The sequence below is a fragment of the Nonomuraea polychroma genome, from assembly GCF_004011505.1.
GTDB lineage: Bacteria > Actinomycetota > Actinomycetes > Streptosporangiales > Streptosporangiaceae > Nonomuraea > Nonomuraea polychroma.
The window spans coordinates 917,084-942,292 of the sequence record NZ_SAUN01000001.1; the positions used below are offsets into that span (position 1 = coordinate 917,084).

Annotated in this window: 23 protein-coding genes and 1 pseudogene; 13 read left to right on the forward strand and 11 right to left on the reverse strand. The window is 70.8% G+C overall.

The genetic code is table 11. The features are described 5' to 3' along the window. The first annotated feature begins 19 nt into the window (after positions 1-19). The 4 genes from EDD27_RS04095 (at position 20) to EDD27_RS04110 (ending at position 6,671) form a co-directional block, all read left to right on the forward strand. Positions 20-3,937: a carboxypeptidase regulatory-like domain-containing protein gene (locus EDD27_RS04095; protein WP_127931143.1), complete on the forward strand. Its 3,918-nt coding sequence runs from the start codon at positions 20-22 to the stop codon at positions 3,935-3,937. A gap of 5 nt (positions 3,938-3,942) precedes the next feature. Continuing rightward, the gene (locus tag EDD27_RS04100; RefSeq protein ID WP_127931144.1) at positions 3,943-5,016 is read left to right on the forward strand and encodes a LacI family DNA-binding transcriptional regulator; all 1,074 of its coding nucleotides are present in this window, start codon (positions 3,943-3,945) and stop codon (positions 5,014-5,016) included. Positions 5,017-5,025: 9 nt separating this feature from the next. Continuing rightward, on the forward strand, positions 5,026-5,739 hold the full coding sequence (locus EDD27_RS04105; RefSeq protein WP_127931145.1) for a class I SAM-dependent methyltransferase: 714 nt from the start codon (positions 5,026-5,028) through the stop codon (positions 5,737-5,739). A gap of 743 nt (positions 5,740-6,482) precedes the next feature. After that, positions 6,483-6,671: a hypothetical protein gene (locus tag EDD27_RS04110; protein ID WP_127931146.1), complete on the forward strand. Its 189-nt coding sequence runs from the start codon at positions 6,483-6,485 to the stop codon at positions 6,669-6,671. A 90-nt stretch (positions 6,672-6,761) separates the two neighbouring features. On the opposite strand, the gene EDD27_RS04115 is transcribed toward EDD27_RS04110, so the two are convergent. The 4 genes from EDD27_RS04115 to EDD27_RS56285 all read right to left on the reverse strand — a co-directional run bounded on the left by EDD27_RS04115 (position 6,762) and on the right by EDD27_RS56285 (position 9,332). Beyond that, a complete protein-coding gene (locus EDD27_RS04115; protein WP_127931147.1) occupies positions 6,762-7,751 on the reverse strand; it encodes an endonuclease/exonuclease/phosphatase family protein in 990 nt (329 codons plus the stop codon). A gap of 80 nt (positions 7,752-7,831) precedes the next feature. Continuing rightward, positions 7,832-8,623 carry an SAM-dependent methyltransferase gene (locus EDD27_RS04120; RefSeq protein WP_127931148.1) on the reverse strand — a complete coding sequence of 264 codons (792 nt, stop codon included), beginning with the start codon at positions 8,621-8,623 and terminating at the stop codon, positions 7,832-7,834. A 98-nt stretch (positions 8,624-8,721) separates the two neighbouring features. Further along, on the reverse strand, positions 8,722-8,898 hold the full coding sequence (locus tag EDD27_RS53915; RefSeq protein ID WP_164903468.1) for a hypothetical protein: 177 nt from the start codon (positions 8,896-8,898) through the stop codon (positions 8,722-8,724). Continuing rightward, a complete protein-coding gene (locus EDD27_RS56285) occupies positions 8,895-9,332 on the reverse strand; it encodes a hypothetical protein (RefSeq protein ID WP_241563857.1) in 438 nt (145 codons plus the stop codon). The genes EDD27_RS53915 and EDD27_RS56285 overlap by 4 nt, the downstream gene beginning before the upstream one ends. Positions 9,333-9,421: 89 nt before the next feature. On the opposite strand from EDD27_RS56285, the gene EDD27_RS04130 reads away from it, so the two are divergent. From EDD27_RS04130 to EDD27_RS04140, 3 genes are read left to right on the forward strand one after another with little or no spacing between them, the layout of a single operon-like run. Further along, positions 9,422-10,576 carry a sensor histidine kinase gene (locus tag EDD27_RS04130; protein ID WP_127931149.1) on the forward strand — a complete coding sequence of 385 codons (1,155 nt, stop codon included), beginning with the start codon at positions 9,422-9,424 and terminating at the stop codon, positions 10,574-10,576. Beyond that, on the forward strand, positions 10,573-11,691 hold the full coding sequence (locus EDD27_RS04135; protein WP_127931150.1) for a hypothetical protein: 1,119 nt from the start codon (positions 10,573-10,575) through the stop codon (positions 11,689-11,691). The genes EDD27_RS04130 and EDD27_RS04135 overlap by 4 nt, the downstream gene beginning before the upstream one ends. Next, positions 11,661-12,389 (forward strand): response regulator, encoded by a 729-nt coding sequence (locus EDD27_RS04140; RefSeq protein ID WP_127931151.1) that lies wholly within the window; start codon positions 11,661-11,663, stop codon positions 12,387-12,389. The genes EDD27_RS04135 and EDD27_RS04140 overlap by 31 nt, the downstream gene beginning before the upstream one ends. Positions 12,390-12,445: 56 nt before the next feature. On the opposite strand, the pseudogene EDD27_RS04145 reads toward EDD27_RS04140, so the two are convergent. From EDD27_RS04145 to EDD27_RS04155, 3 genes and pseudogenes are all read right to left on the reverse strand, one after another. Next, positions 12,446-12,847, reverse strand: a pseudogene (locus EDD27_RS04145) (Uma2 family endonuclease); the annotation flags it as partial. Beyond that, positions 12,796-13,062 carry a PDDEXK family nuclease gene (locus EDD27_RS04150; RefSeq protein ID WP_127931153.1) on the reverse strand — a complete coding sequence of 89 codons (267 nt, stop codon included), beginning with the start codon at positions 13,060-13,062 and terminating at the stop codon, positions 12,796-12,798. The gene EDD27_RS04150 and the pseudogene EDD27_RS04145, both read right to left, overlap by 52 nt. A 21-nt stretch (positions 13,063-13,083) precedes the next feature. Next, positions 13,084-13,515, reverse strand: a complete 432-nt coding sequence (locus EDD27_RS04155) for a hypothetical protein (protein ID WP_127931154.1) — start codon at positions 13,513-13,515, stop codon at positions 13,084-13,086. Between the two features lie 394 nt (positions 13,516-13,909). Here EDD27_RS04155 and EDD27_RS04160 point away from each other — a divergent pair, with 394 nt between their 5' ends. The 3 genes from EDD27_RS04160 to EDD27_RS04170 all read left to right on the forward strand — a co-directional run bounded on the left by EDD27_RS04160 (position 13,910) and on the right by EDD27_RS04170 (position 17,426). Beyond that, complete coding sequence (locus tag EDD27_RS04160) at positions 13,910-14,356, forward strand: phospholipase D-like domain-containing protein (protein ID WP_127931155.1); 447 nt, start codon at positions 13,910-13,912, stop codon at positions 14,354-14,356. A gap of 328 nt (positions 14,357-14,684) precedes the next feature. After that, positions 14,685-15,350 (forward strand): lytic polysaccharide monooxygenase auxiliary activity family 9 protein, encoded by a 666-nt coding sequence (locus tag EDD27_RS04165; protein WP_127931156.1) that lies wholly within the window; start codon positions 14,685-14,687, stop codon positions 15,348-15,350. A 546-nt stretch (positions 15,351-15,896) separates the two neighbouring features. Then, positions 15,897-17,426: a C45 family autoproteolytic acyltransferase/hydrolase gene (locus tag EDD27_RS04170; protein ID WP_164903469.1), complete on the forward strand. Its 1,530-nt coding sequence runs from the start codon at positions 15,897-15,899 to the stop codon at positions 17,424-17,426. 5 nt (positions 17,427-17,431) lie between these two features. Here EDD27_RS04170 and EDD27_RS04175 read toward each other — a convergent pair whose 3' ends face one another. Continuing rightward, complete coding sequence (locus EDD27_RS04175) at positions 17,432-18,595, reverse strand: acyl-CoA dehydrogenase family protein (protein WP_127931158.1); 1,164 nt, start codon at positions 18,593-18,595, stop codon at positions 17,432-17,434. Between the two features lie 70 nt (positions 18,596-18,665). Here EDD27_RS04175 and EDD27_RS04180 point away from each other — a divergent pair, with 70 nt between their 5' ends. From EDD27_RS04180 to EDD27_RS04190, 3 genes are read left to right on the forward strand one after another with little or no spacing between them, the layout of a single operon-like run. Beyond that, positions 18,666-20,108 carry an aldehyde dehydrogenase family protein gene (locus EDD27_RS04180; protein ID WP_127931159.1) on the forward strand — a complete coding sequence of 481 codons (1,443 nt, stop codon included), beginning with the start codon at positions 18,666-18,668 and terminating at the stop codon, positions 20,106-20,108. 57 nt (positions 20,109-20,165) lie between these two features. Continuing rightward, positions 20,166-21,290 carry a CaiB/BaiF CoA transferase family protein gene (locus tag EDD27_RS04185; protein ID WP_127931160.1) on the forward strand — a complete coding sequence of 375 codons (1,125 nt, stop codon included), beginning with the start codon at positions 20,166-20,168 and terminating at the stop codon, positions 21,288-21,290. Then, positions 21,287-21,955, forward strand: coding sequence for a GntR family transcriptional regulator (locus EDD27_RS04190; protein WP_127931161.1), 669 nt, complete (start codon positions 21,287-21,289; stop codon positions 21,953-21,955). Before EDD27_RS04185 ends, EDD27_RS04190 begins: the two co-directional genes overlap by 4 nt. Positions 21,956-21,964: 9 nt before the next feature. Here the strand turns inward: EDD27_RS04190 and EDD27_RS04195 are convergent, their stop codons facing one another. The 3 genes from EDD27_RS04195 to EDD27_RS04205 all read right to left on the reverse strand — a co-directional run bounded on the left by EDD27_RS04195 (position 21,965) and on the right by EDD27_RS04205 (position 25,184). Then, positions 21,965-22,528 (reverse strand): hypothetical protein, encoded by a 564-nt coding sequence (locus EDD27_RS04195; RefSeq protein WP_127931162.1) that lies wholly within the window; start codon positions 22,526-22,528, stop codon positions 21,965-21,967. A gap of 246 nt (positions 22,529-22,774) precedes the next feature. Then, complete coding sequence (locus tag EDD27_RS04200; RefSeq protein ID WP_164903471.1) at positions 22,775-24,313, reverse strand: carboxylesterase/lipase family protein; 1,539 nt, start codon at positions 24,311-24,313, stop codon at positions 22,775-22,777. Between the two features lie 79 nt (positions 24,314-24,392). Beyond that, positions 24,393-25,184, reverse strand: coding sequence for an alpha/beta hydrolase (locus tag EDD27_RS04205; RefSeq protein WP_206641233.1), 792 nt, complete (start codon positions 25,182-25,184; stop codon positions 24,393-24,395). Positions 25,185-25,209: the final 25 nt, after the last annotated feature.

Sequence of the window (25,209 nt, forward strand, 5' to 3'; positions counted from 1 at the left end):
CCCGATTACCCTCTTGCGCATGATGACGGCCGCCGCCATGGTCGCCGCGCTCGCCCTGCCCGCCCTGCCCGCCAGGGCGGCGGCGCAGGGCACGACGTACTACGTCGATGCCGCCGCCGGTGACGACGCGGCCTCCGGCCTGGACGAGGCGCACGCCTGGAAGAGCCTGGACAAGGTGAACGCCACCACGTTCGCTCCAGGCGACCGCATCCTGCTGCGGGCCGGCCGGCGGTGGACCGGCCAGCTGTGGCCCAAGGGCTCCGGGGAGAGCGGCACGCCCATCACCGTCGACCGGTACGGCGAGGGCGGCAAGCCGCGTATCGACGGCGCCGGCCAGGTCGGCGACGCCGTCCGGCTGTTCAACCAGGAGCACTGGACGATCCGCAACCTGGAGGTCACCAACGAGGTCCCGGCCACCGGCACCCCGGGGGAGAACCTGCGCGACCTGCGGGGCATCCACGTCTCCGGCGACAACAGCCAGACCCTCGACGGCTTCGTCATCGACGGCGTCAACGTGCACGACGTCACCGGCCAGGTCAACTGGATCGGCGGCAGCATCGAGAACAACGCGCCCGGCGTGCGGTTCCAGACCGGCTGGGACGGCTCGAAGAAGACAGGCGGCATCGTGTTCGACACGACCGTGGCCGACATCGACAACCCGCCGGACCGGGCGACCGTGCTCAACGACGTGGTGATCCAGAACTCGCAGATCGCCAACACGTCGTTCGCCGGCATCGTGGTCAAGCAGTACACCGGCGACGGCAAGAACGACGCCGGCCAGACGATCGCCAAGCCCACCGGCTGGGGCACCCGGCAGAGCCCGGACGACCCCAAGTTCACGCCGCACACCAACATCGTCATCAGGAACAACTACGTCACCCAGGCCGACACGGCGTACGGGTGCAACGGCATGTACGTCACCAACGTCCGCGGCGCGCTGATCGAGCGCAACGTCGTCTACCGCACCGGCACCTCCGGGATCGAGACGTACTACGCCGACGACGTGACGTTCCAGTTCAACGAGGTGTACGAGACGCAGCAGAAGGCCGGCGGCGCTGACTCCAACGGCATCGACCCGGACAAGGGCACCACGCGGCAGGTCGTCCAGTACAACTACCTGCACGGCAACGGCGACGGCGTGCTGCTGTGCCAGTTCGCCTTCGGGGACGCGATCGTCAGGAACAACGTGATCGCCGGCAACTCCCGCTACCAGATCTACCTGCACTCGGACCGCGCCGCCACCGCGCAGATCTACAACAACACGATTTACAACGACAGATCCGCGTACCTCATCTACGGCTACGGCAGCTACCTCGAAGCCCGCTACGCCATCACCAACAACGTCCTGTACTCGACCCGGGCCGCGGCGACGCTGACGACCAGCCCGACCATCACCTACAGCCACAACCTCTACGGCGGCGCCGCCCTGGCGGTCCCGGCCGGCGACAAGGACGCGGTGGTCGCGGCCCCGAAGTTCGCCGCCGCCCCGCTCGACGGCCCCTACGGCACGCCGGAGACCGGGCCCCGCCTGGAGACCGCGCACGGCCTGCGCGTCACCTCCGGCTCGGCGGCCATCGACACGGGCGCCGAGATCGCCGGCAACGGCGGCCGCGACTATGCCGGCGCCACCCTCTACAACGGCGGCCCGGACGTGGGCGCCTTCGAGTACACCACCGCCGAAGGCGCGACCGCCGAGGCCGTCATCGGCACCGTACGCACCCCGTCCGGCGCCCCGATCAGCGGCGCGAGCGTGACAGCGACATCGGCCGGGGCCGGCGTGACGGCCACCACCGGCGCCGACGGCAGGTTCACGCTGGCGAACATCCCGTTCGCCGACGGCGTCGAGGTCACCGCCACCAGGAACGGCTACCAGAGCGTCACCAAGACGGTGCACGTGCGCTTCGGCAACACCACCACCGTGCACCTCACGATGGCCTCGACCAGCGTGGTCGGGACGATCACCGGCCGGGTGCTGGACCAGGCCGCCCAGCCGCTGCCCGGCGCGAGCGTCACCGTCAAGGACGGCGACCAGACGCTCGCCACCGCCGCCAGCGGCGCCGACGGCGCCTTCACACTGGAGAACGTGCCGGTGGGGGAGGGGTACACGGTCCGCGCCGACGCCGGCGGGTACGTGGCGGCGACCCGGTCCGGGGTGCGCGTGGAGGCCGCCACGGCGACCGACGCCGGCGCGTTCCTCCTGGTCCGCCCGATCCCGTCCTACGTGGCCGTGCACGACTTCAACGACCTGCCGGCCGGGCCGCTGGCCAGCGGCGACGGCCTCACGGTGAGCGCCGCCGGCGGAAGCGTCGAGGTCACGGCCGACAGGAACGTCCGGCTCACGCGCACCGCCAACAGCGGCAGCACGAGCGTGTCCAGGACGTTCGCGCTCAAGGGCATCGTGACCGTCGAGGCGAACGTCATGAGCCGGCAGGCCTACACCTCCGGCAACCACTGGTGGGCCGTCCCCTACATCAGGAACGCCGCCGGGCAGAACGCCGTCAGCGTGGCCTTCACCAAGAACACGATCGTCGCCTACGCGGGCGCCACGACCAGGACGGTCGGCACGTACGAGCCGGGCCGCCGGTACCACGTCGCCGCGGTGATCGACACCGTCAACCAGCGCTTCGACCTGCTGCTCGACGGCCGCCGCGTGCTGGAGGGCGCCGCGTTCCGCAACCCGATGGACACCGTCGCGCAGATCGACTACTACGCCAACAGCACCAACTACGGCGACATCGACATCGACGACATCCGGGTCTCCCAAGGCGTGGGGCTCGCCCGCTCCGACACCGCGCTGCTCAGCGTCGAGACCAGCCAGGGCGCGCCCGACGACGACCTGGTGCTCGAGGTGCCGGCGCCGGTCGGCGAGGTCGACGTGACCGCCGTGGCCCGCAGCCCGTTCGCCAGGTCGGTCGCCATCGACGGGGAGCGCACCGACGGCGCGCAGGCCGCGCGGCGCATCACGCTCGGCGACACCGGCGCGGACGTGCGCATCGTGGTCACCGCCGAGGACGGCACGGAAGGCGCCCACACGCTGCGGATCAAGCGGCGCTCGCCGGCCCAGGACACCACGCTGTCCGCCCTCGTCCCGGACGCGGGCACGCTCGACCCGGCCTTCGAACCGGACGTGCACGCGTACGAGCTGGCCATCCCGGGGGACCGCGTCGCCTTCACCCCGACCGCGCTGAACCCTCGCTCGGCCATCACGGTCCAGGACCATGCGGTCACCAGCGGGACCAAGTCGCCGGCGATCACCGTTCCCGCCGAGATCACCATCAAGGTGGTCTCGGAGGACGGCACGGCGGACACGACGTACAAGGTCACGGTCACCGGGCCGGGGCTGCCCCAGGACGGCGCCACCGCACCACCCGCCCGCGCCGCGCTGTCCACCACGAGCGGCTGGCAGCACGGCCTCCACGACGGCACGTTCGACGTGACCATGAACCTCTGGTACGGCGTCAACGGCAGCGTCTTCATCCTCTACGAGAACGGCAAGGAGATCGCCAGGCGCGACCTGACCCCGAAGACCCCGTCCGCCCAGAAGGCCACGGTCGCGATCACCGGCAGGAAGAACGGCACGTACCTCTACACCGGCGAGCTGCTCAACCAGGCCGGCCGCACCGCCACCACGCAGGTGAAGGCGGAGGTGACCGACGCCGATCCCGGTGAGCCCGTGCTCAGCTCCGACAACTGGGACGGCGACGGCGACTACACGATCCGCATGAACATGTGGTGGGGCACGAACGCGACCACCTACCGGCTCTACGAGGACGGCGTGCTCGTCGACATCCAGCGGCTCGACGCCGCCACGCCGGCCGCGCAGAGCGCCGCCACCGTGCTGGCGGACCGGCCGGCCGGCACCCACACGTACGTGGCGGAGCTGGAGAACGCAGCCGGCGTGACCACGAGCAAGCCGCTGACTCTGGTGACAGAATGACCGGTATGGACGACGGGTCGCAGACCCTGTCCTCCTCGCCGACCCTGCATGACGTGGCGAGGGAGGCAGGCGTCTCCATCGCCACGGCGTCGCGCGCGCTCAACGGCAGCGCGCGCAACGTCAGGTCGGAGAACGCCACCCGGGTCCGGGCGGCGGCGGCCAAGCTGGGCTACGAGCCACACCTGTCGGCGCAGGCCATCGCCAAGGGCTCGACCAGGACGGTGGCGCTGGTGGTCCGTGACGTGGCCGACCCCTACTTCTCCTCCATCGCCGCCGGTGTCGGTCAGGCGGCGGAGTCCGCCCAGCTCATCGTCACCATGGCGGTGGCGGACGGGTCGCCGGAACGGGAGCTGGAGATCGTCAAGACCCTGCGCGGGCAGCGGCCCCGCGTCATCATCGTCGCGGGCAGCCGCGTCGAGGGCGCCGGCACGCGGGACGCACTCGTGGACGAACTGCAGGAATACCGCACGGCCGGCGGCCGGGTCGTCATGATCAGCCAGCGGGACCTGCCGTTCAGCACCGTCGCCATCGACAACCACGGCGGCGCCGAACGGCTCGCCCGCGCCCTGCTCGGCCTCGGCTACCGGCGCTTCGCCGTCTTCCACGCGCCGGCCGAGATCCGCACGTCCAGCGACCGCCACGCCGGCTTCGTGGCCGCGCTGCGGTCGGCCGGGGTCCCCGAACCGCTCGCGATCGAGACCGGCTTCACCAGGGCGGGCGGCTACGGCGCCGCCCGCCGGCTGGTCGAGCAGGGGATCGAGGGCGTGGAGGCGGTGTTCGCGGTCAACGACGTGATGGCCATCGGCGCCATGACGGCCTTCCGCGACGCCGGGGTGGTGCCCGGGGTGGACATCGGGGTGGCGGGCTTCGACGACATCGGCTCGGCGGTGGACGTGGTGCCGGCGCTGACGTCCGTGGCGGTGCCGCTCCAGGAAGCGGGCCTGGCCGCGATGCGGCTCGCGCTCTCCGACGACACCGGCGATGTCCGCCTCCCGGCCGACGTCGTCCTCCGCGAGAGCACCCCGCGCCGCGCGCCGGCCGGAAAACGGCAGGCGCGCCGGCCCCGCCCCGGGGCATGATCAGGAGCCATGGGCTATGACGAGCTGATCCACGAGGCGCTGACGACCCCCTTCGAGGGCTGGGACTTCGGCGTGCTCCGCGGCCGCGTCACCGACGACGGCACGCTGCCCTGGGACTACGAGCAACTGGTCCGCGACCGGTTGCCGAAGGCGTCGGCGCTGCTCGACCTAGGCACCGGAGGCGGCGAGCTCCTGGCGTCCCTCGCCCCGCTCCCGCCCCGCACCGTGGCCACCGAAGGCCATGCGCCGAACATCCCGGTGGCGCGCCGCCGCCTGGAGCCGCTCGGCGTCGAGGTGACGGAGACCACCGGGATGTTCCCCGACGGCTCGTTCGACCTCATCATCAACCGCCACGAGGCGTACGACCCGAGCGAGATCCACCGCCTCCTGGCCGACGGCGGCACGTTCGTCACCCAGCAGGTCTCCGGCCGAGACCTGGAAGAGATCAACGAGACGCTGGGCGCCCCGCCGCACCGGAACCGCGGCTGGGATCTTGCCGCCGCGACCGCCGGTCTGGACGTCACCTGGAGCCAGGAGGCGCGCTTCACCACCACATTCCACGACATCGGCGCGCTCGTCCTGTTCCTGCGCGTCATCCCGTGGCAGATCCCGGACTTCGACGCGACCGGCTACGACGCCCGGCTCCGCGTCCTGCACGAGGCCATGGAACGCGGCCACCCCCTGAAGGCGACCGCCCACCGCTTCGCCGTCCTGGCCCACTGATCTTGAGCCGAGCGCCATGCCCCTTCGCCAACTTCTGACTAGATGCCCTTGCGGTGCCTGACCCCACTTGTCACGAAGGACGCGAGTGCTCGGATACATGGTCGACCTCCGCAGACCCGGCCACCGACTGGTGGGGGATTCTTGTACCGAGGGGAAAGAGATTCGACTCCCGCGTTGGGGTTTTGTCGCCCGCTCTCCGATCGGAACCGGTGGCCGGTGCCCCCAAAGGATGGCAGGGTACGAACTGTTGCTGGCGCTCGCTATGCGGCGTCACTCGCTCGCCGGTCTGAAGGCCAGGGCCTGACCCGATTGATCTGGGACGGCCGGAGTGACCAGACCCAGCCACCACCGAGAGGGAGGTGACCCTGGTGGCTACGTTGGACACACGTCAGCAGATCCACTCCGCCGTGCTTCCTCAGCGGCGGACCCTGGAATCCGCGTCAGCAGACACCCCTGGAGCAGGGACGAAACGGGGCGCGGACGCCTTCGGGCAGCAGAGTGCCCAACATGGTCGAGGGGAGACCCGCCACGCCTCACCTGACGCGGCGGGCGTCACCCGCGCGAGCGGCGTACGCGGTCGTGAGACCGCACCCCGTGCCGTCCCGCGTGCTTCTGGCCGCGGGGTGGCACCGCATACCTTGACGCCGGTTCGCCCGGACGGCGAGACGGCTTTCCCTAACCCGCTACGCGGGAGTCCGTTTCCTCTCCGGCCTGAATGCCGGAGTATCCACGGAGGAATTCCGATGACTCAAGGCGCCGGCCGCGTCGCGGCCAAGCGGATCAACGACCACGTCGAGCTTGTCCACGTCGACAACCCCGACGTCGTGTTCGAGGTCCCCCGGCACGACTGGGAGGCGTTCACCACGGCGGTCAAGTCGGGCGCGTTCGATCTCAGGACGCTGGAGCGCGAAGCCGAGGAGAACGTGGCCTGACCACTTTTCCCAGCCGCACAAGGGGGGCGCCCGCTCTCGCGCAGGAGAGCGGGCGCCGCCATGCGAAAGCCCTGGACAGGTGACAGGGGGCTAGGGGAGGCGGAGCTCGGCGAACACGCCGCGGTGGTCGGTGCGCGGCACGTCCGCGACCTCGACCCGGTGCACGCTCACCCGCCGGTCTGCCACGACGTGGTCGATGGCGATGATGGGCGGGATCGCCCGGAAGTTCGGCCACGTCGGGACCAGGCCCTTGCCCACCTGGTCGGCCGCGTCCACGTAGCCGCGGCTCAGCAGATCGCGGAACGCGCGGTGGTCGAGGCTGGCGTTGAAGTCGCCGGCCAGCACCCGGACAGCCGACGGGGACGCGGGCGGCAGGGCGCCCAGCGCGGCGTTCCACTCCGCCTCCATGCGGCCCAGCGGTGGATTGGGGTGGATGGCCACGATCTCGACCTTGCTGCCGCCGGGCAACGCCATGGTGGCGGCGGGCATGTTGTGCCCGATCGGGGTGAACAGCCCCGTCAGCTCGGTCACCGGGTGCGTGGCGTAGATGCCGCTGCCGGTCGCGCCGAACTCCTCCTGCAGCACACGATGTGGCAGCAGCTGCTTCAGACCGGCCGCGTCCAGCCGCTCGACCGCGTCCGGGGTCAGCTCCAGCGCGGTGAAGACATCGACGTCGTACCGCCGCACGAGGTCGACCACGGTCGGGGCATCGCCCCGGCCGAACAGGTTGATCGTCAGCACCCGCAGCGGCGCGCCGGTCGCCGCAGGCTGGTCCGTGGTCATCAGCCGCGGCGCCACGCAGGCGGCCATGACCACGCAGGCGAGCGCGGCGACGAGTGCGGCCGGCCGGTTGCGCCTGATCAGCAAGAGGGCGGTCAGCGCTGCCAGCACCACGCCGTACGGCGTCACGGTCATCAGCTGGGTGACGAACGAACCCTGCTCCAGGCCGCCGGCCCTGATCGCGGCCCACAGGGCCAGCAAGGCGACGACCGTCCAGGACATCCATCTCCTGCGTCGCCGGCGTTTCGTCGCCGGCTGGGCGTCCGCCGCGGCCGGCTCGGTCCCGACCGTCGTGCTCACTCCGCAGTCCTGTCCCCCGATTGGCATCACAACTTGAACCTTAAACGGATTCGTGCGCGGCGAGCGCGCACCAGGCCGTGTCAGCGCTTGCGGCCGGCCCCGCCGTACATCCAGGTCGCCGTGTCGGGGAAGAGCGGGGTCTCGCGCCACTGGGAGACCCCGACGAGGCCCGGCTCGATCACGTCGAACCCGTCGAAGTAGCGGGCGATCTGCGCGCCGGTGCGCGGCGTGCGGTGCATCGCCTGGCTCCGGGTCGCCGCCAGGTAGTCGTCGGCGATCTGCTTGGGCACGAGGTCGAGCGTCAGGTGGCTCAGCACCAGATAGCTGCCGGCGGGCAGGGCGTCGGCGAACGCCTTGACGATGCCGGCCGGGTCGTCCTGGTCCGGGATGTGCATGAGGATCGCGACCATCATGAGCGCGATCGGCTGGGTGAAGTCCAGCGTCTCGCGTACCTCGGGGTGGTCGAGGACGGAACGCGGATCGCGCACGTCCGCCTCGATGTACGCGGTCTTGCCCTCGCGCGTGCCGGTCAGCAGGGCCCGGGCGTGAGCCATCACGATGGGGTCGTTGTCGACGTAGACGATCCGCGACTCCGGCGCCTCGGCCTGCGCGACCTCGTGCACGTTGCCCTGGGTCGGGATGCCCGTGCCCAGGTCGAGGAACTGCCGGATGCCGAGCTGCGCGAGGTGGCGTACGGCCCGGCCGAGGAAAGCTCGGTTGTTCCTGGCACTCTCGCGGACCCCTGGCACCGCGGCCATGGTCGCTTCGGCCACCCGGCGATCGGCCTCGAAGTTGTCCTTACCGCCCAGCCAGTAGTCGTAGACGCGGGCCGAGTGGGGGATGTTCGGGTTGATCCCCTGAGGTTCGCTCACGACCAGAATCCTAGGTCATGCTCGGATTTAGAGCATTTAGGGCATCTTCCTCCCATGTGTGGGGCTGTAGCCGTAGAAGTCCCACGGGCGCTGAGCGGTCAGAGAGCCTGGATGACGCTGTGCGTCACGATGACCACCCTGTCGCCGGGACGGATGGGCACCGTGCCCACCTCGGGCCGCGTCACCGGCATGCCGGGCGGCCAATTCCCCCGCTTGCCACGCACGGTCATCACGGACAGGCAGCCGATCAGAAACGAGATCACGAAGAGCGTCATGGGTCCCCTCCCACCCGCGGTTGTCGCGGCCCGCGCCCAGTAGACGCCTGTACGTGGCGAAACGGCTGACGGCCGATCGGCCGTCGTGCCGCCCCCTGGACGGCGCACCAGGGTGAGAACGGCGATGAACACCGCAGGAAAGCCGGCCCCAGGAAAAGAGCCATGCGACCCATGACCTCATCCGCCGTCACGACCGCCACGACGACCGACACGATGACGGCCACGACGACCGGCACGATGACGGCCACGACGACCGGCACGATGACGGCCACGACGACCGGCACGATGACGGCCACGACGACCGGCACGATGACGGCCACGACGACCGGCACGATGACGGCCACGACGACCGGCACGATGACGGCCACGACGACCGGCACGATGACGGCCGCGACGACCGCCGTCACGACTACGGAAAGACGGTCCCGATTCACCGGGGAAACCCCATTCCGTTTCTTTTTGCCCACCCTGCGCTGCGTTATCGTGAGACCCGTCTTGTGCTCCCAGCGCGTGCGGACGGCCCATGGCTCACCCCGGTTCCACGAGGTACGACTCGGCGACCAGGCAGTTCGAAAAGGCCACTGCGCGCACCGCTGCGGGCGCGCGCAGTGTGGTGGGTGCGGTGGCGGTCGTCTCGGCGGCGTTCGGCGCCGTCGCGCCGGTTTCCTGGTCGTGGCTGGCGCCCATGGTGGCGACGCACCTCGTGTGCACGGCCCTGTTCGTGGGCGTGTGGTGGCGCAAGGCGCCGTTGCCTCACTGGCTGGTGGCCGGTGATGTGGTCATCACGGTCGCGCTGTGCCTCGCGCAGCGCCATCTCGTCGCCACCGAGGCGCTCGACACGGGGTCGAGCTGGGTCGCGGGGCTGGTCACGATGACCATCGTCATCGCCGGGGTCACCTGGAAACCTCAGGTGGTCGTCCCCGTGGGGTTGGCCGTCGCGGGGGCGTACGCGGCCGGCGTACGCATCGCCTCGCCCTCCCACGACGTGGCCGGCACCCTGGGCATCCACCTCGTGCAGCTGCTCGCGATCGTCCTGCTGATGACGCTGCTGCGCCGCTCGGCCGCCGCGACCGACACCTTCCTGGAGCGGAAGGTACGCGCCGAGATCTCGCTCATGGTCGAGCGGCTACGCCGCGAGGACGAGCTGAAGCAGGTCGGCAGCATTCACGAGACCGCGCTGCACACGCTGACGATGGTCGGCCTGGGCACCTACGACGAGCCGTCGCCCACGCTGAGCGCCCAGGTCAGGACCGACCTGGCGGCGCTGGAGAAACTGCGCGACGCGCCCCGCGCCGACGCCGCCCCGATCGCCCTGGACACCCTGCTGGACGAGGTCGCCGGGCGGGTCACGGGCCTGGAGGTCCGCAGGGACCTCACACCCGAGACGGTGCCGGGCAACGTCGCCGAGCGCTTCGCCCGTGCCGTCACCGAGGCGCTGGCGAACATCGCCCTGCACGCCGGCGTACGCGAGGCCGAGCTGGTCTCCCGCAGACGCGACGGCCAGATCCTGGTGGAGGTGGCCGACGCGGGCCGCGGCTTCGATCAGGATCAGCTGCCGCCCGACCGGTTCGGCGTCCGCGGCTCGATCCTCGACATGATGCGTTCCCTGCCGAACGGCGGCGCCGAGATCTCCTCCAGCGCGCACGGCACCCGCGTGAGCCTGTGGTGGCGGCCATGACGGAAGAGATCGAGCAGGTGGCGGAGCGGTACGCCCGCTTCACCGCACTCGGCGCCGCGGTGATCGCGGCCGTGTGGCACATCGGGTACGACCTCACCGTCACGATCACCGGCTGGTCCGCCTTCCGGTGGCCGTGGCTGGCGTTGGCGGCCTGGACCGCGTACTCGGCGATCTTCGTGGTCGCCCTGCGCTCCCTCACGCGCACGTCGCGCGGTCCCGCGAGGATCCGCGAGCTCGCCGTCGTCACGCTGGCCATCGACGTCGCGGTGATCCTGTCGCTCCGCCCAGGAGAGCTGCTCGGCATCAGCGACTGGGCGTGGGGGTCCGTGGGCTGGGTCGCCGTCATGCTGGTGTGGGGGCGGGCCCGCTGGCGGGCCGAGCTGATCGCCTTCGTCGCCGCCAACGCCGGCATCATGCTGGCGGCCATGATCCTGACCGGGACGCTGGACCGCGTGTCCATCTCCAAATACCTGGTGGTCATCGCCGGCGGGGTCACCATGCAGCTCGGTTACACGTGGGGCTGCCGCATGCTGCTGTCCCGCGCCGAGGACGCAGTCCTGCTGGCCCGCCGGCTCGCCGCCGACGACGCCCTGCGCGAGTCCGCCCAGCGCATCCACGCCGACCGGATCCGCAGGTACGCGGCGATCCGCGACGTGGCCGAGTCGCTGCTCCAGCAGCTCGGCGACGGCGCCGACCCGGGCGACCCGCGCGTGCGCGAGGACTGCACGGCCGGGGCCCTGCGGCTGCGGCGGCTCATCACGGAACGGGAGGACGTACCCGATGAGCTGGTGGCCACGCTGCGCGAGCGCATCGAGGCGGCCGAGCGGCGCAAGGTCATGGTGACGGCCCCGCCGTTCGGCGGCTACCTGCCCGGCCTGCCCGACGGGGTACGGGAGGATCTTCTCAGAGCACCCATCCGGGCGCTCGACGGCGCGAGGTCGCGGGCGCGCGTCACTGTGTCCGCGATGTCCACCATGGTCAGCGTGGCCGTCGTGGCCGACAATGACGACCTGCCGATCAGCGCCGCACCCGTACACGAGCCGAGCGGCGTCGTCGTCACCTATCAGCGGCAGGGAGGTGAGGTATGGGTCAACAGCATCTGGCAAGGCCCGTGACGGTCGCCCTGGTGGAGGACCACCAGGTCGTGGTGGACGGGGTGCGGTCATGGTTCGCGAGCTCCGCCGCCTCCGGGCCGTCGGAGCTCGAGCCGAGGCCGGTCGAGCTGGTCGCCCAGGGGCCCACGATCGAGTCGGTCGCCGGCACCGACGCCGACGTGCTGCTGCTCGACCTCAACCTCAACGGCACCATGGTCATCGACCGGGTGGCCGAGCTGTGCCAGGGCGGGCAGCGGGTCATCGTCTTCTCCGAGCACGAGGAGCCGGAGACGGTACGCGCCGTGCTGGATGCGGGGGCCTCGGCGTTCATCGGCAAGGGCCGGGCCACGCGCGAATCGTGCGTCGAGACCATCCTGGAGGTGGCCGCCGACCGGCCCAGCGTGACGCCGCCGATGGCGCAGGCGATCGCGACCGACGAGCGGCCGCACCGGCCGCAGCTGTCGGACAAGGAGCGGGAGGCCCTGCTGTTCTGGTTCCAGTCGATGTCGAAGGCGTCGGTGGCGGCGCGGATGGGGATCAAGGAGCGGACGGTGCGCCAGTACATCGACCGGGCCCGCGTCAAGTACGCGGCGGCCGGCCGCCCCGCCCCCACCAAGGAGAAACTCCTGATCTGCGCCATCCAGGACGGCCTCATCCAACCCGACGAGGTCATCATCTACACGTCCCTGGCTGCCAAGACGTCGCCTGACCAGGGATGAATCTCCTGGACCTCGGGCCTACCGGCAGGAGGGGGCCGGCAGGACCGGGGTCCAGGTCATCGGCGTCCGCGGAGAAGCTCGGCAGGGTCGAAACTGACCAGGAACGGCGTCGTCAAATTGGCGATGGTACCGGCCTTGTAGGCGGTGGGTGGATCGTAGTTGTCGCCGTTGAGCTGATAGACGTAGAGGGTCGGTCCTTCGTCCGGCTCGATCCGCCAGTAGAGGGGGATGCCAGCCCTGGCATACGCAAGAGCCTTGAGACCCTCGTCCCGCATTCTTGTGCTCGGGCTGCCGACCTCTACGGCGAGCAGAATGTCGCGGGGAGAGAACATGAGTCCCACGGATTCCGAGGACTCCTCGCGCACGACGACGAGGTCGGGTATGTAGTAGTCCTTGTCCGTCACCCTCAGATTGACGGTCGACAAGGGCTCCAACTCAAGCGGTAGCGCACCTCGAGTAAGCGCTCCAGCCGACGGATGACGCGCTGGTGGAGGGGGGTAGGGGAAGGGTTCACCAGTAGGCTCCCGTTGAAGAGCTCGTAGCGGTTCCCGTCATCTGGGAACTCGAGCAGGTCGTCGACCGTGTACGCCGGCTTGCCGAAAGGAATCTTGGCTGGTTCGATCGTTGCCATTGCGGTCACCCACTCAATATCGGGAGTCTCGCCCTCGCTCACATGCTACTTCCCCGATTTTCGTCACCTGAAGTCGTCGGGGCGATCACAGACTGCATCGAAGGCGGCATTTCTGGGGAATTCGCCCAGTGCTGACCGCCCTCCCTGCTGTTCAAGTATGGGGATCTCCCGCTGGGCCGTCTGGTCTATGAGCCGCCGATCAGCCAATGGGTTCTTGAGGTGAAGCTCGACCTTGCGGTAATAGGCCATATCCGTGTGCGCTAATCCTTCCTCCCAGGGAAACAGCGGCTCACAGTTATCACGAACCCTTATCCCAATAGTCACGTCGGTAGCCTGTTCGGAGACTGTCGAACTAGTTATCTCATGGCAGGAACCCACTTGCGCGGTGACAGTGACCGTCTTCCCATCGGGGGATACAGTCGCGGACGCGATGTCATACCACTGCGGTTGCCGGCCACAGGCACTCAGCGTGACAACGGCACCGACCGTCGCCATCAGATATCCAGCGGTCCGAGCGCGAGTGTCCATTTGTTGAGCTTTCTGAGTGCGAGCCGCGGTTGCCGGAGAATATGGATTCCCTGCACCATAACGTGGCGCAGGCCGTCGCGACCGACGAGGAGCCGCCCACCCGCAGCTGTCGCGCTGAGATCTGTGGATGGCGCCATGCCGCGAGGATCGCTGACGTCCTGACAGGAGATGTTTCCTCACTGTTGAACCCGCCGACAGGCGGGCGTTCCCAGGCGCGCCGCGGCGGGGCCCAGGATCGACGCCGCGACGAGGAGCCGGCGCTGACCGACCGAGACCCGGGTCGCCCGGTCGCCTGCCCCTTTCCCCGGAGCGGTTGCGACCCCCACTGCGGCGGCGGGCCAGAAGGCCGCCTCGCGAAGGAGTGATCCATGCCCGGCACGTTCCTGTCCACGCTGACCACGGGCGCCTGACCACGGCGGCGCTCGCCGGCGGCAGCCCGGCCGCGGCCGCCGCCACGTGCGCGGACGCCGCGGCGAGGCCAGTGACGACGAGCGCGGTGTTCAGCGAGCCGGTGGGCGGCGACCCGGTCGCCATCTGGCGCGAACTGTGCGGCATGGTACGGCAGGCGCCTGCGGAGGCCCGCATCCAGATCGCCCATTTCGTCATGTCGGGCGCGGCGGGCACGGAGTTCGCCGACGAGCTGATCAAGGCGCACCGCCGCGACGTGGACGTGCGGGTCATCCTGGACGGCGACACGCGCGGCGTCAGCTCGGCTACGAGGAAGCGGCTCGCGAGAGGTACCTCGAGGACGACTACGGCTCCGGCAGCTACCAGCGCGGAGCCGAATACCAGGAGCAGAAGCGGCTGAAGTCGGCTATCACCGAATGGCCTTACAGGCACGTCGACGGCATGTTCAACGATGGTCCTCTCGACTTCACCCCTTGACCGCCGTCGCCTCCGGCCGGGCCCTCGTCCTTGTGCCCGACCGGTGGCGGCCTGCGGTGAAACTTTCACCCTTGCGACCGCTGTTCGGAAAGCCTTTTCCGCTGTTCATACGCCGCATTGACCAGGCATGGCGTGGCGACCGCGACATTGACAAATGGCCATCACTTGGCCGGGTGGATGCGGTCAGATAGCGTCCGTATTGGGAGCGCTCCCAGACACCGGAACCCCGACCGGAACACGGAGACCGCACAATGCCCCAAGTCGCACACAACCGCTGGGCGCTGCGCGCCCTGGCCGTGCTGATGTCCATGGCGATGATCTTCGCCGTCCCCCTCGCCGACACCGCGTCGGCGCACGGGTCGGTCACCGACCCGGCCTCCCGCAACTACGGATGCTGGCTGCGCTGGGGCAACGACTTCCAGAACCCCACCATGCAGCAGCGGGACCCGATGTGCTGGCAGGCGTGGCAGGACAACACCAACGCCATGTGGAACTGGAACGGGCTCTACCGGGACAACGTCGGCGGCAACCACCAGGCCGTCATTCCTGACGGGCAACTGTGCAGCGCCGGCCAGACGCAGGGCGGCCGCTACCGCTCGATGGACACGCCGGGGGCGTGGACGATGGCGAACCTCCCCAGCACGTTCAACATCCGCCTGACCGACCAGGCCAGGCACGGCGCCGACTACATCAGGGTCTACATCACCCGCCAGGGCTACAACGCGCTCACCACGCCCCTCGGGTGGGGTCACCTGGAGCTGGTCCGCGAGACCGGCAGGTACGCCGCCAGCGACACGTACATGATCAACGGGCTGAGCAAGGGGTCGCGCACCGGCCGCCACGTGATCTACACGATCTGGAAGGCCTCGCACATGGACCAGACCTACTACTTCTGCAGCGACGTCAACTTCACCTGAGCCGGTCGAGCCGGTCGAGCCGGTCGAGCCGACGGCCTGCACACTGCCGCCGGGCGCCTCGCGCGTCCGGCGGCGCGCCGTGGGCGCCGGAGCCTCATCCACGGAGGGGACTGATGGCTGGTCGGACCTTTGCGTCGTTGGATTCATCCATCGGGATCGGCGGCGCCGGACGACGCCTGGGCTTCCGGCCGTGGCCGTCGAAACTTTCAGCAGGTCCGTGCCGGCGCCGGAAGGATGTTTTCGCTGCTCGTCCTGGCATTGAAGGGAATGCGCGGCGGCGCGGGACGGCGTTGACATCGCCCCGGTATTTGTGCGGATCGGTGGTGTCAGATACCGTCCCCGACGGGAGCGCTCCGATCATCCGGACCCCCGGTTGAACACGGAGACAACGCAATGCCGCCCGCCGGACGGCCCTCGCGCGTCCGGCGGGCGGCGTTGTGCTCGGGGCGCCACACGCTGGGATCGGCTCGAGGCCTGATCGGGCGCCACACGCAGCGCGGCAGGCGTCAGGTGCGCCGGTGCGTTGAGGCGCGGACGGCCGGCTCGATGGGGTGCACACGTTCCCTCCCCACCGGCGCCACACCCGACAGCAGCTCGAAGAGCAACTCGGCGCAACCGGCCCCGGCCTCCTTGGGGCGCAAGTCCTCGCCCGACGTGCTCGTGGTGTTCTCCGGGGCGCACGGCTACGTCTCGCCCACCGTGTACGCTACCGACCCGGCCGTCCCCACCTGGGACTTCGCGGCCGTGCACGTGACCGGCCGGGTGGGGCTGATCGACGACACGCTGGAGGTGGTGGAGCGGACGGTCGCGGCGCTGGAGTCGCTCCGCTCGCCTTCCCGGGCGCCGACCGCGGCGTCACGGGACAGGTTCGCCGCGCTGCTGCCACGGGTAGTGGCTTTTCGGGTGCATGTGCATACCGAGAAGAGCATGTTCAAGCTGAGCCAGGACTTCGACGCCGAGCGGTACGCGCGTCCGCGCCTCGCTCGCGGCCGAGAACCCCAGGCTCGCCGACCTGATGGGTGGTTCATGACTTTCCCCAGCTTCACGTCCACGCAGATCGATCCCCGCGCCCGCGGAAAGGAGCTCGGCACGCATCGGCAAGAGGCGATCGTCGCCAACCTCGCCGGCTACTCCGACCTTTTCGCCGTCGCGGGCGCCACCGCCGCGCAGGTCCGGGCATGGGGCGAGCAGGCGCTCGACCGCGCCGCCGACTGGGCGCCCCACTTGGCCGAGGAGATCGCCGGGATCGCGTCCGGCGCCGGGCTGGAGCCGTGGCAGGTGGCCATGATCAACGCTCGCACCGAGATCCTGGCCGCCGTCGACGCGGTCGGTGAGGGGGAGTGCTCCACGTCCGTCGTGCTGCCGGGGCCGCGTACGGTGCAGACCTGGGACTGGCACGACCACCTGCGTGACGCGCCCATGTTGTGGGAGCTGGAGAGCAGTCCCGGGCACGTGGTGCGCACGTTCACGGAGGCCGGGGCGGTGGCCAAGATCGGGGTCAACACGGCGGGCCTCGGCATCCACTTCAACATCCTGCGCCACGAGTCCGACTCCGCCGACCTCGGCGTCCCGGTGCACCTGATCGCCCGCAGGATCCTGGAGGACGCCGCCACCGTCGAGGACGCCATCGCCGTCGCCCGGTCCGCCCCGGTCTCCGCCTCCACCGTCATCACCGCCGTGACCTCGGACGACGCCGCCTCGATCGAGATCTCCCCGGCCGGGATCGGGGTCATCGGACCGGAGCGCGGCGTGCTGCAACACTGCAACCATTTCCTCGACGCTGACCTTGCGGCGGGGGAGCGGCACGCCACCGACCGGCCCAGCACATACCTCAGGCTCCAGCACCTCGAGGCCAACACCGAGGGCCTGAGCAGCGACGACCACACCACGCGGGCGCTGGCCATGCTCAGCCACGGCCCCGGCGCGCCCGTCTGCGCCCACCCCGACCTGACGCAGCCGATCAATCAGCGCTGGGAGACCGTCGCCACGATCGCGCTCGACGTGCCCGCAGGGCGGCTGCGGGTGCACAAGGGCGGCCCCTGCCAGGTCACGGAGGAGACCTGGCAGACCTTCTGAGCCGCTCAGTGGAAGGCGGGGATCCCGGTCAGCGCCTTGCCCAGGACCAGCGTGTGGATCTCCGAGGTGCCCTCGTAGGTCAGGACCGACTCGAGGTTCACGGCGTGCCTGATCACCGGGTATTCGAGGGTGATGCCGCTCGCCCCGAGCAGCGTCCGGCACGTCCTGGCGATCTCCAGGGCCTCGCGCACGTTGTTCAGCTTGCCGGCGCTCACCTGCTCGGGCGTGAGCGTGCCCGCCTCCTTCAGCCGCCCGAGGTGCACCGCGAGCAGCAGGCCCTTGCCCAGCTCCAGCGCCATGTCGGCGAGCTTCTCCTGGGTGAGCTGGTACGCCGACAGCGGCTTGGCGAACACCTCGCGGTCGCCGGCGTACGCGATGGCCGTCTCCAGGCAGTCGAGCGCCGCCCCCATCGCGCCGAACACGATCCCGAACCTGGCCTCGTTCAGGCAGCCCAGCGGGCCGGACAGGCCGCGCGCGCCCGGCAGCATGGCCTCTTCCGGCAGCCGTACCCCGTCCAGCACCAGCTCGCTCGTGACGCTCGCGCGCAGCGACACCTTGTGCTTGACGTCGTTGGCGGTGAGGCCGGGCGTGCCCGCCGGGACCAGGAAGCCTCTGATCCCCTCATCCGTGCGGGCCCAGACCACGGCCACGTCCGCGACCGAGCCATTGGTGATCCACATCTTGGTGCCGTTGAGCACCCAGTCGCCGCCCTCGCGCTTGGCCGTGGTCCGCATCCCCGCAGGGTCGGAGCCGAAGTCCGGCTCGGTCAGGCCGAAGCAGCCGATGCGCTCGCCGGCCGCCATCGCCGGCAGCCACTGCTGCTTCTGCTCCTCGCTGCCGTATTCCCAGATCGCGTACATGGCCAGCGAGCCCTGCACCGACACCAGGCTGCGCAGGCCCGAGTCGGCGGCCTCCAGCTCCAGGCAGGCCATCCCGTACGCGACCGCGCCGAGGCCGGCGCAGCCGTACCCCTCCAGGTGCATGCCGAGCACGCCGACCTCGCCAAGAGCGCGGGCCAGCTCGCGGGCCGGCAGCTCCCCGCTCTCGAACCAGCCGGTGATGTGCGGCCGGATCTCCCGGTCGCACACCTTCCTGACCGTCTTCCTGATCTCGCGTTCCTCATCGGTGAGCAGCGTGTCGACGGCGAACAGCGCGGTCGGGGCGATCATCGCAGCAAGCCTCCTGTATTTTGGATCCAATATTGAAAATCCAATATGACACAGTTAGGGTGCGTTGACCATGGACCTTCTGAATCTCATTGGTGGTCGCTGGGTCGAGGGGGAGGGCGAGGAGTTCGCCGACACCAACCCGGCCCGGCCGGCGGAAGTGGTGGCGCACGGCCGGTTCGCCTCGGCGCGGGAGGTCGAGCGGGCGGTCGCGGCGGCCCGTGAGGCCGCACCCGGCTGGGCGGCCACCCCTCACCACGCCCGCGCCGCCGTCCTGCTGGGCGCGGCGGACATCGTGGACCGCGAGGCCGACACGTGGGGCGCCGAGCTGGCCCGCGAGGAGGGCAAGACGTTGCCCGAGGCGGTCGCCGAGGTGCGCGGCGCGGCCCGGATCCTGCGGTACTACGCGGGCGAGGCCGACCGGGAGAACGGTGAGATCTACGCCTCGCCACGGCCGGGCGAGAACGTCCTCGTCGTGCGCAAGCCGGTTGGCGTCATCGGCATGATCACGCCGTTCAATTTCCCGATCGCCATCCCGGCCTGGAAGATCGGGCCCGCGCTCAGCTACGGCAACACCGTCGTGTGGAAGCCGTCGTCGCTGGTGCCGCTGCTGGCGTACCGGCTGGCACAGGCCCTGACGGACTCCGGCCTGCCGGCCGGAGTGCTCAACCTCGTGTACGGCGAGGCCGAGGCAGGCTCCGCCATCGTCGACCACGCCGGCGTGAACGCCGTCTCCTTCACCGGCTCCACGGCGGTCGGCCGGGCCGTCATCGCCCGCTGCGGCGAGCTCGGCAAGCCGGTGCAGACCGAGATGGGCGGCAAGAACGCCTCGATCGTGCTCGCCGACGCCGACTTGGAACACGCCGCCGAGCAGGTGTGCCTGGGCGCGTTCCGCTCCACGGGGCAGAAGTGCACGGCCACGTCGCGGCTCATCCTGGCGTCCCAGGTGGCCGACGAGCTGCTCGAACGGGTCGTCGCCCGGGCCTCGGCCCTCGTGGTCGGTGACCCGCTGGAAGCGGGCGTGGAGATGGGGCCGCTGGTCAGCTCGGCCGCCAGGGACCGGGTGTCGGCCGGGATCGTGCGGGCCGTCGAGGAGGGGGCCAAGCAGCTCGCCGGCGACGGTTTCCGCGATCGTGACGGGTGGTTCGCGCCGCCGACCGTGCTCGACCTGCCGGGGACCGGCGTGGACTTCTGGCACACCGAGCTGTTCGGACCGGTGGTCGGCGCCGTGCGCGCGGACGGGACCGAGGAGGCGCTGGGCCTGGCGAACCTCAGCGACCATGGCCTGTCCGCCGCTCTCTTCACCCGGGACCTCGGGGTCGCGTTGCAGGCCGTGCAGCGGCTGGAGGTAGGGGTGCTGCACGTCAACTCCGAGTCGGCGGGGACGTTCCCGTACGTGCCGTTCGGCGGGACCAAGCAGAGCGGCTTCGGACCGAAGGAGCAGGGGCGGGCCGCACGCGAGTTCTTCACCCAGACCATGACCGTCTACCTCGGGACGCCGCGTGAGCGAGCGTAGCGAGCGAACAATGAGACACAGCAATGGCACGCTCATGCGACCGACGAAGGAGGGCGCATGAGTGCGGCTCTGTCCGGGTTGCTGGTGGCCGACTTCAGCCGGGTGCTGGCCGGGCCGTACGCCACCATGCTGCTGGCCGACCTCGGGGCCGAGGTGGTCAAGGTGGAGCGGCCCGGGTCCGGGGACGACACGCGCGCGTGGGGGCCGCCGTACGGGCCCGCGGGCGAGGCCACGTACTTTCTCGGCGTCAACAGGAACAAACGCTCGATCGCGCTCGACCTGCGGGCCGACGTGGACGTCGCGCGGGCCCTGGCGGCCCGCGCGGACGTGCTCGTGGAGAACTTCCGGCCGGGGACGATGGACCGGCTGGGGCTCGGGTACGACGCGCTCCGGGAGCTGAACCCGGGGCTGATCCACTGCTCGATCACCGGGTTCGGGTCGGGGGCCGGGGCCGGGCTGCCCGGATACGACCTGATCGCGCAGGCGGTGGGCGGGCTCATGAGCGTCACCGGCGAGCCGGACGGGCCCGGGACGAAGGCGGGCGTGGCGCTGGTGGACGTGATCACCGGCCTGCACGCCGCGCTCGGCATCCTGGCCGCGCTCCGGCACCGCGACCGGACCGGCGAGGGCCAGCGCATCGAGGTCTCACTCCTGTCCTCGCTGCTCTCGGCGCTGACCAACCACGCCTCCGCCTACGCCGCCGCCGGTGTGGTGCCGCGGGCCATGGGCAACCGGCATCCGAGCATCGTCCCGTACGAGGTGTTCGAGACCGCCGACCGGCCGCTGGTGATCGCGGCCGGCAACGACCGGCTGTTCCAGGCCCTCTGCGAGACGCTGGGCCGCCAGGACCTCACGCAGGACCCCCGCTACGCCACCAACGCGGGCCGGGTCGCCGCCCGCGAGGAGCTGGTCGCCGAGCTGAACGCCGCCCTCAGGGAACGCCCGGCCGACGAGTGGTTCGAGCTGCTCACCGCCGCCGGGGTGCCCTGCGGTCCGATCAACGACCTGGCCGCCGCCTTCGCCCTCGCCGACGAGCTCGGACTGGAGCCGGCCGTGGAGCTCGGCGGCGTGGGCCAGGTCGCCAACCCGATCCGCCTCAGCGCCACCCCGCCCTCCTACCGGCGTCCGCCCCCGGCGCTCGGGCAGGACGACGCGTGGGTTCGTGAGATATTGGGGCCGTGAGTCCGGACGAGGCACGACGCAGGCCGCCGACGGCCCAGCAGTTCGTGCTGGGCGAGCTGCGCCGTGCCATCACGACCGGCCGCCTGCGTCCCGGCACCCCCATCCGGCAGGACGCGCTGGCCGAGGAGCTCCAGGTCAGCCGCGTCCCCCTGCGCGAGGCGCTCAAGACGCTGGAGGGCGAGGGCCTGGTGACGTACAAAGCCCACAAGGGCTACTGCGTCGCCACGCTTTCGCTCGACGACCTGCGCGAGGTCTACCGCATCCGCGAGCTGCTGGAAGAGGAGGCCGTGCGGCGGGCCGTCGATCGTCTCACCGACGCCGACCTCGACCGGCTGGAAGCGGCCCAGGACGAGGTCGAGCGGGCCGCGGCGGCGGGGGACGTCCTCGCCATGGCCACCGCCAACCGGCTGTTCCACATGACGGTGTTCGAGTGCGCGGGCATGCCGCGGCTGGCCCGGCTGATCAGGACGCTCTGGGACACGACGGACGCGTACCGGTCGATGTACTACGGGGACGCCGGCAACCGGGAGCGGGTGATCAAGGAACACCGCGCGACCCTGGACGCCCTGCGCCGCCGCGCCGCCGACGAGGCCGTCGCCACGCTCGACGTGCACCGCGCCCACGCGGTGGCCGAGCTGGAGTCCCTGCTCGGCCACGCCTCCTGAGCCGGCTCGCTACATGAGGGGGAGTGTGGAGATCGGCTCGCCCCTCTGGTCGAGCAACTCCACGTTCGTCTCCTTCTTGCGGCTCGGTGACCAGGCCAGCACCTGCAGGCCGTGCTCCGGGACCGTGATGTGCCGGCCCTCGAACCTGACGGCGCCCACCTCCGACGACAGCCGCAGGGCACCGTACGCCACCCATTTCGCCGGCCACGGAAACCACCGCTCCGCGTTGATGTTGGAGCGCGTCGTGCCGTCGGCACGGCCGTGCCCGTGCGGCGTGGCGGCCGCCGGGGCCAGCAGGTCGTCGTCGGGTCCCGCCGCGGTGCTGATGCCGTCGCGCAGGGTCCAGCGGCCGGCGCGGCTGTGTGACAGGACCCAGACGTCGAGCCAGAACAGGCCGACCTCGTCGAGCCGGGCGAAGGCCGCCGCGGCCAGCCGGTCGCCGACGTAAAGGGAGAGCGGTGAGAAGCGGTGCCGTCCGCCGAGGGTCTCCGGCAGGACCTTCGGCAGACCGTGGGCGATGAGACGCCGGGTCTCGGTCGCGGGAGTGTACCCAGGATGGTGAGTACGATCCACGCGCTCATCGTACTCCCCGGCCTCCTTCGCGCACCTGTCCCGCCAACCGCCGAACCGGGCCATGTCGGGCTTCGTGAACGCCGTCTCTGCTTTGACTGCTTGATTAGGCAAGGCTTGCCTAATTACTATACTGAGGTCGCGATCTTCTCCGTGCTCGTACGCTGTCGCCCCAGCACAGCACGGGACGCCGCGACGGTCCGCGAAGAGGGGGCGGGAATGCGCGGTACCGCCCCCTCTTCGCGGGCACTACCGCCGGCTGATGGGCAGGGACGCCCAGAAGGCGCAGTTGCTCGGCACGGCCGTGTCGACCGGCCGGATGCCGCCGGCGCCGGGCGCCAGGCTGAGCACGTCGCCGGACGTGCGGAACCGTGGCCAGCGCGGGGCCCGGGTGGCGGCATGGGGCCGGCCGTCTCTGGCGAACGACGTCCAGTAGGCCACCATGGCGTCCGACAGCCGCTCCTGCTCCGCGTTCAGCGGCCCTCCGAACAGGCCGGGGAACAGGTACGGCAGCTCCGCCGCGTGCGCGGCGCCCTCCTCGAAACCGGGCACGTCGATCAGCGGCGGCGCGGTCCTGTCGGCGAACTGGTAGCCGTACGTCGGCACCCCGGCCCGCGCGAACAGCCGGAGCGCGTCCTGGTGCCCGCAGGTCGCCAGCGGCCCGCCGAAGTCGGTCAGCACGGTCGCCAGGGCGGTGCGCGGGTCGGGGTAGCTCGCCGCCGGGTAGCGGGCCAGGATCGCGTCGGCGGCCGCACCGAACGTCTGGCGCACGTACGCCGCGTACTCCGCCTCGCTGATCGGGTCGGTGACGAACAGGCGCATCTCGTCCAGGTTGTTGCCGTGCATCACAGGAACGCGGTTGAACCGCCCGCTCGCGATCGCCTCGTGCGGCTGCGCGGGCAGCACCTGATCGCCTCCCGCGACCGCGTAGGGGTTCGGGTCCTGGAAGGCGTCCACCAGGGTCTTGACCGGCAGCGCCCGCAAACACGCGACGGCGTCGGCCGCGCATCCCACTTGCTGTGCGAACGTGACCGCGCTCGCCTCCGCGCCGGCCTCCGTACGGGTCGGGTAGGCGCAGCTGTAGCTCTGGCCGATGGCCTTGTGGAAGAGCCCGGCCGCGGTCGGGGACGCCAGCAGGGCGCAGATGTCGGCCGAACCGGCCGACTCGCCGAACACCGTCACGTTGCCCGGGTCGCCGCCGAACCCCGCGATGTTGCGCCGCACCCACCGCAGCGCCGCCTGCTGGTCGAGCAGCCCGTAGTTGCCGGCCTGGTAGCGCTCGCCGGCCTCCAGCGCCGGATGCGCCAGCCAGCCGAGCACGCCGAGCCGGTAGTTGACCGACACCACCACCACGTCGCCCTCTACGACCAGCTTGGACAGGTCGTAGAGCGCGCTGCTGCCCGTGGTGTTGCCGCCGCCGTGCACCCAGACCATGACCGGCAGCCGCGTGCCGTGCCGGGGGGCGCTGACGTTGAGGTAGAGGCAGTCCTCGCCGTACGAGGCCTGACCTCCGTACGGGGTGGCGGGCTGCGCGCACTGGGCGGCGGGGGCCGTCGCGTCCCGGACGCCCGCCCACGAGCGGGCCGGCCGCGGCGCCTTCCAGCGCAGCTCGCCGACCGGCGGCTCGGCGTACGGGATGCCGCGGAACGCCCGGTGGTCCTGCAGCACCTCCCCCTTGACCACGCCCTTGTCGGTACGCACCAGCGCCGGGGAGCGGGCGTCGGCCGCGGCCGGGGCCGCCAGGGCGGTGGTGAGGAGCAGAATCGTCACGGCGGGAATGAGGCGCACGGAGATCTCCTTCCGGCGGGGAGCGCCCTGACCGTACACGCGTGGGCGCCCCGACCGTACACGCGCGCACGCCTCTCGCCTAGATCCCGTCGGTCAACCGCACCACGGCGTCAATGAGCTCGTCGCCGGTCAGCATGGACAGGTCGTTGTGCCCCGCCCCGGCCAGCTCCACGGTCGTCACCCGGCCCCCGGCGGCCTGGGCGACCGCCCGGCTCAGCCGGGCCGGCACGATCGTGTCGCGGGTGCCGTACACGACCACCGTGGGCGCCCGTACGGCGGCGATCTGCTCCGCCACCGGGAAGCGATCGCGCAGCAGCAGCCGTACCGGCAGGAACGGGTAGTTGGCCTGCCCCGCCGCCGCCAGATCGGTGAACGGCGAGCGCAACACCAGCCCGTCCGGCGGGTGCTCCAGCGCCAGCCGGGTCACCACCCCCGCGCCCAGGCTCTCGCCGAAGTAGACGACCCGCCCGTCCCCGAGGAACGCGCGGGCGGCGAGGGCGTCGAGGTGCAGCCCCTCCTCGGTGGGCGTGCCCGGGTTGCCGCCGTAGCCGCGGTAGTCCATCAGCAGCACCGGCAGCCCGTACGCCGCCAGCGCCCTGGCCAGCGGAGCGCGGTGCAGCCTGTTGCCCGCGTTCCCGCCCGCGATGAGCACGGTCACGTCGCGGTCCCCGGGCACGTACCAGGCGTTGAGCCGCAGGCCGTCGCTCGTGGTCAGCGAGACGTCCCGCGCGCCCGGGATGACCTTCCCCGCTTGTGGCACAGGCGATCGGTCAGGCAGGTAGATGAGCTGCCGTTGGAACAACCACAGCAGCCCGAGCAGCAGAAGCAGCACCGCGACGATCACGAGAGCGGCCCGCGTCACTGACGTCACGCATCAAACGGTACGCCCGCCTGCA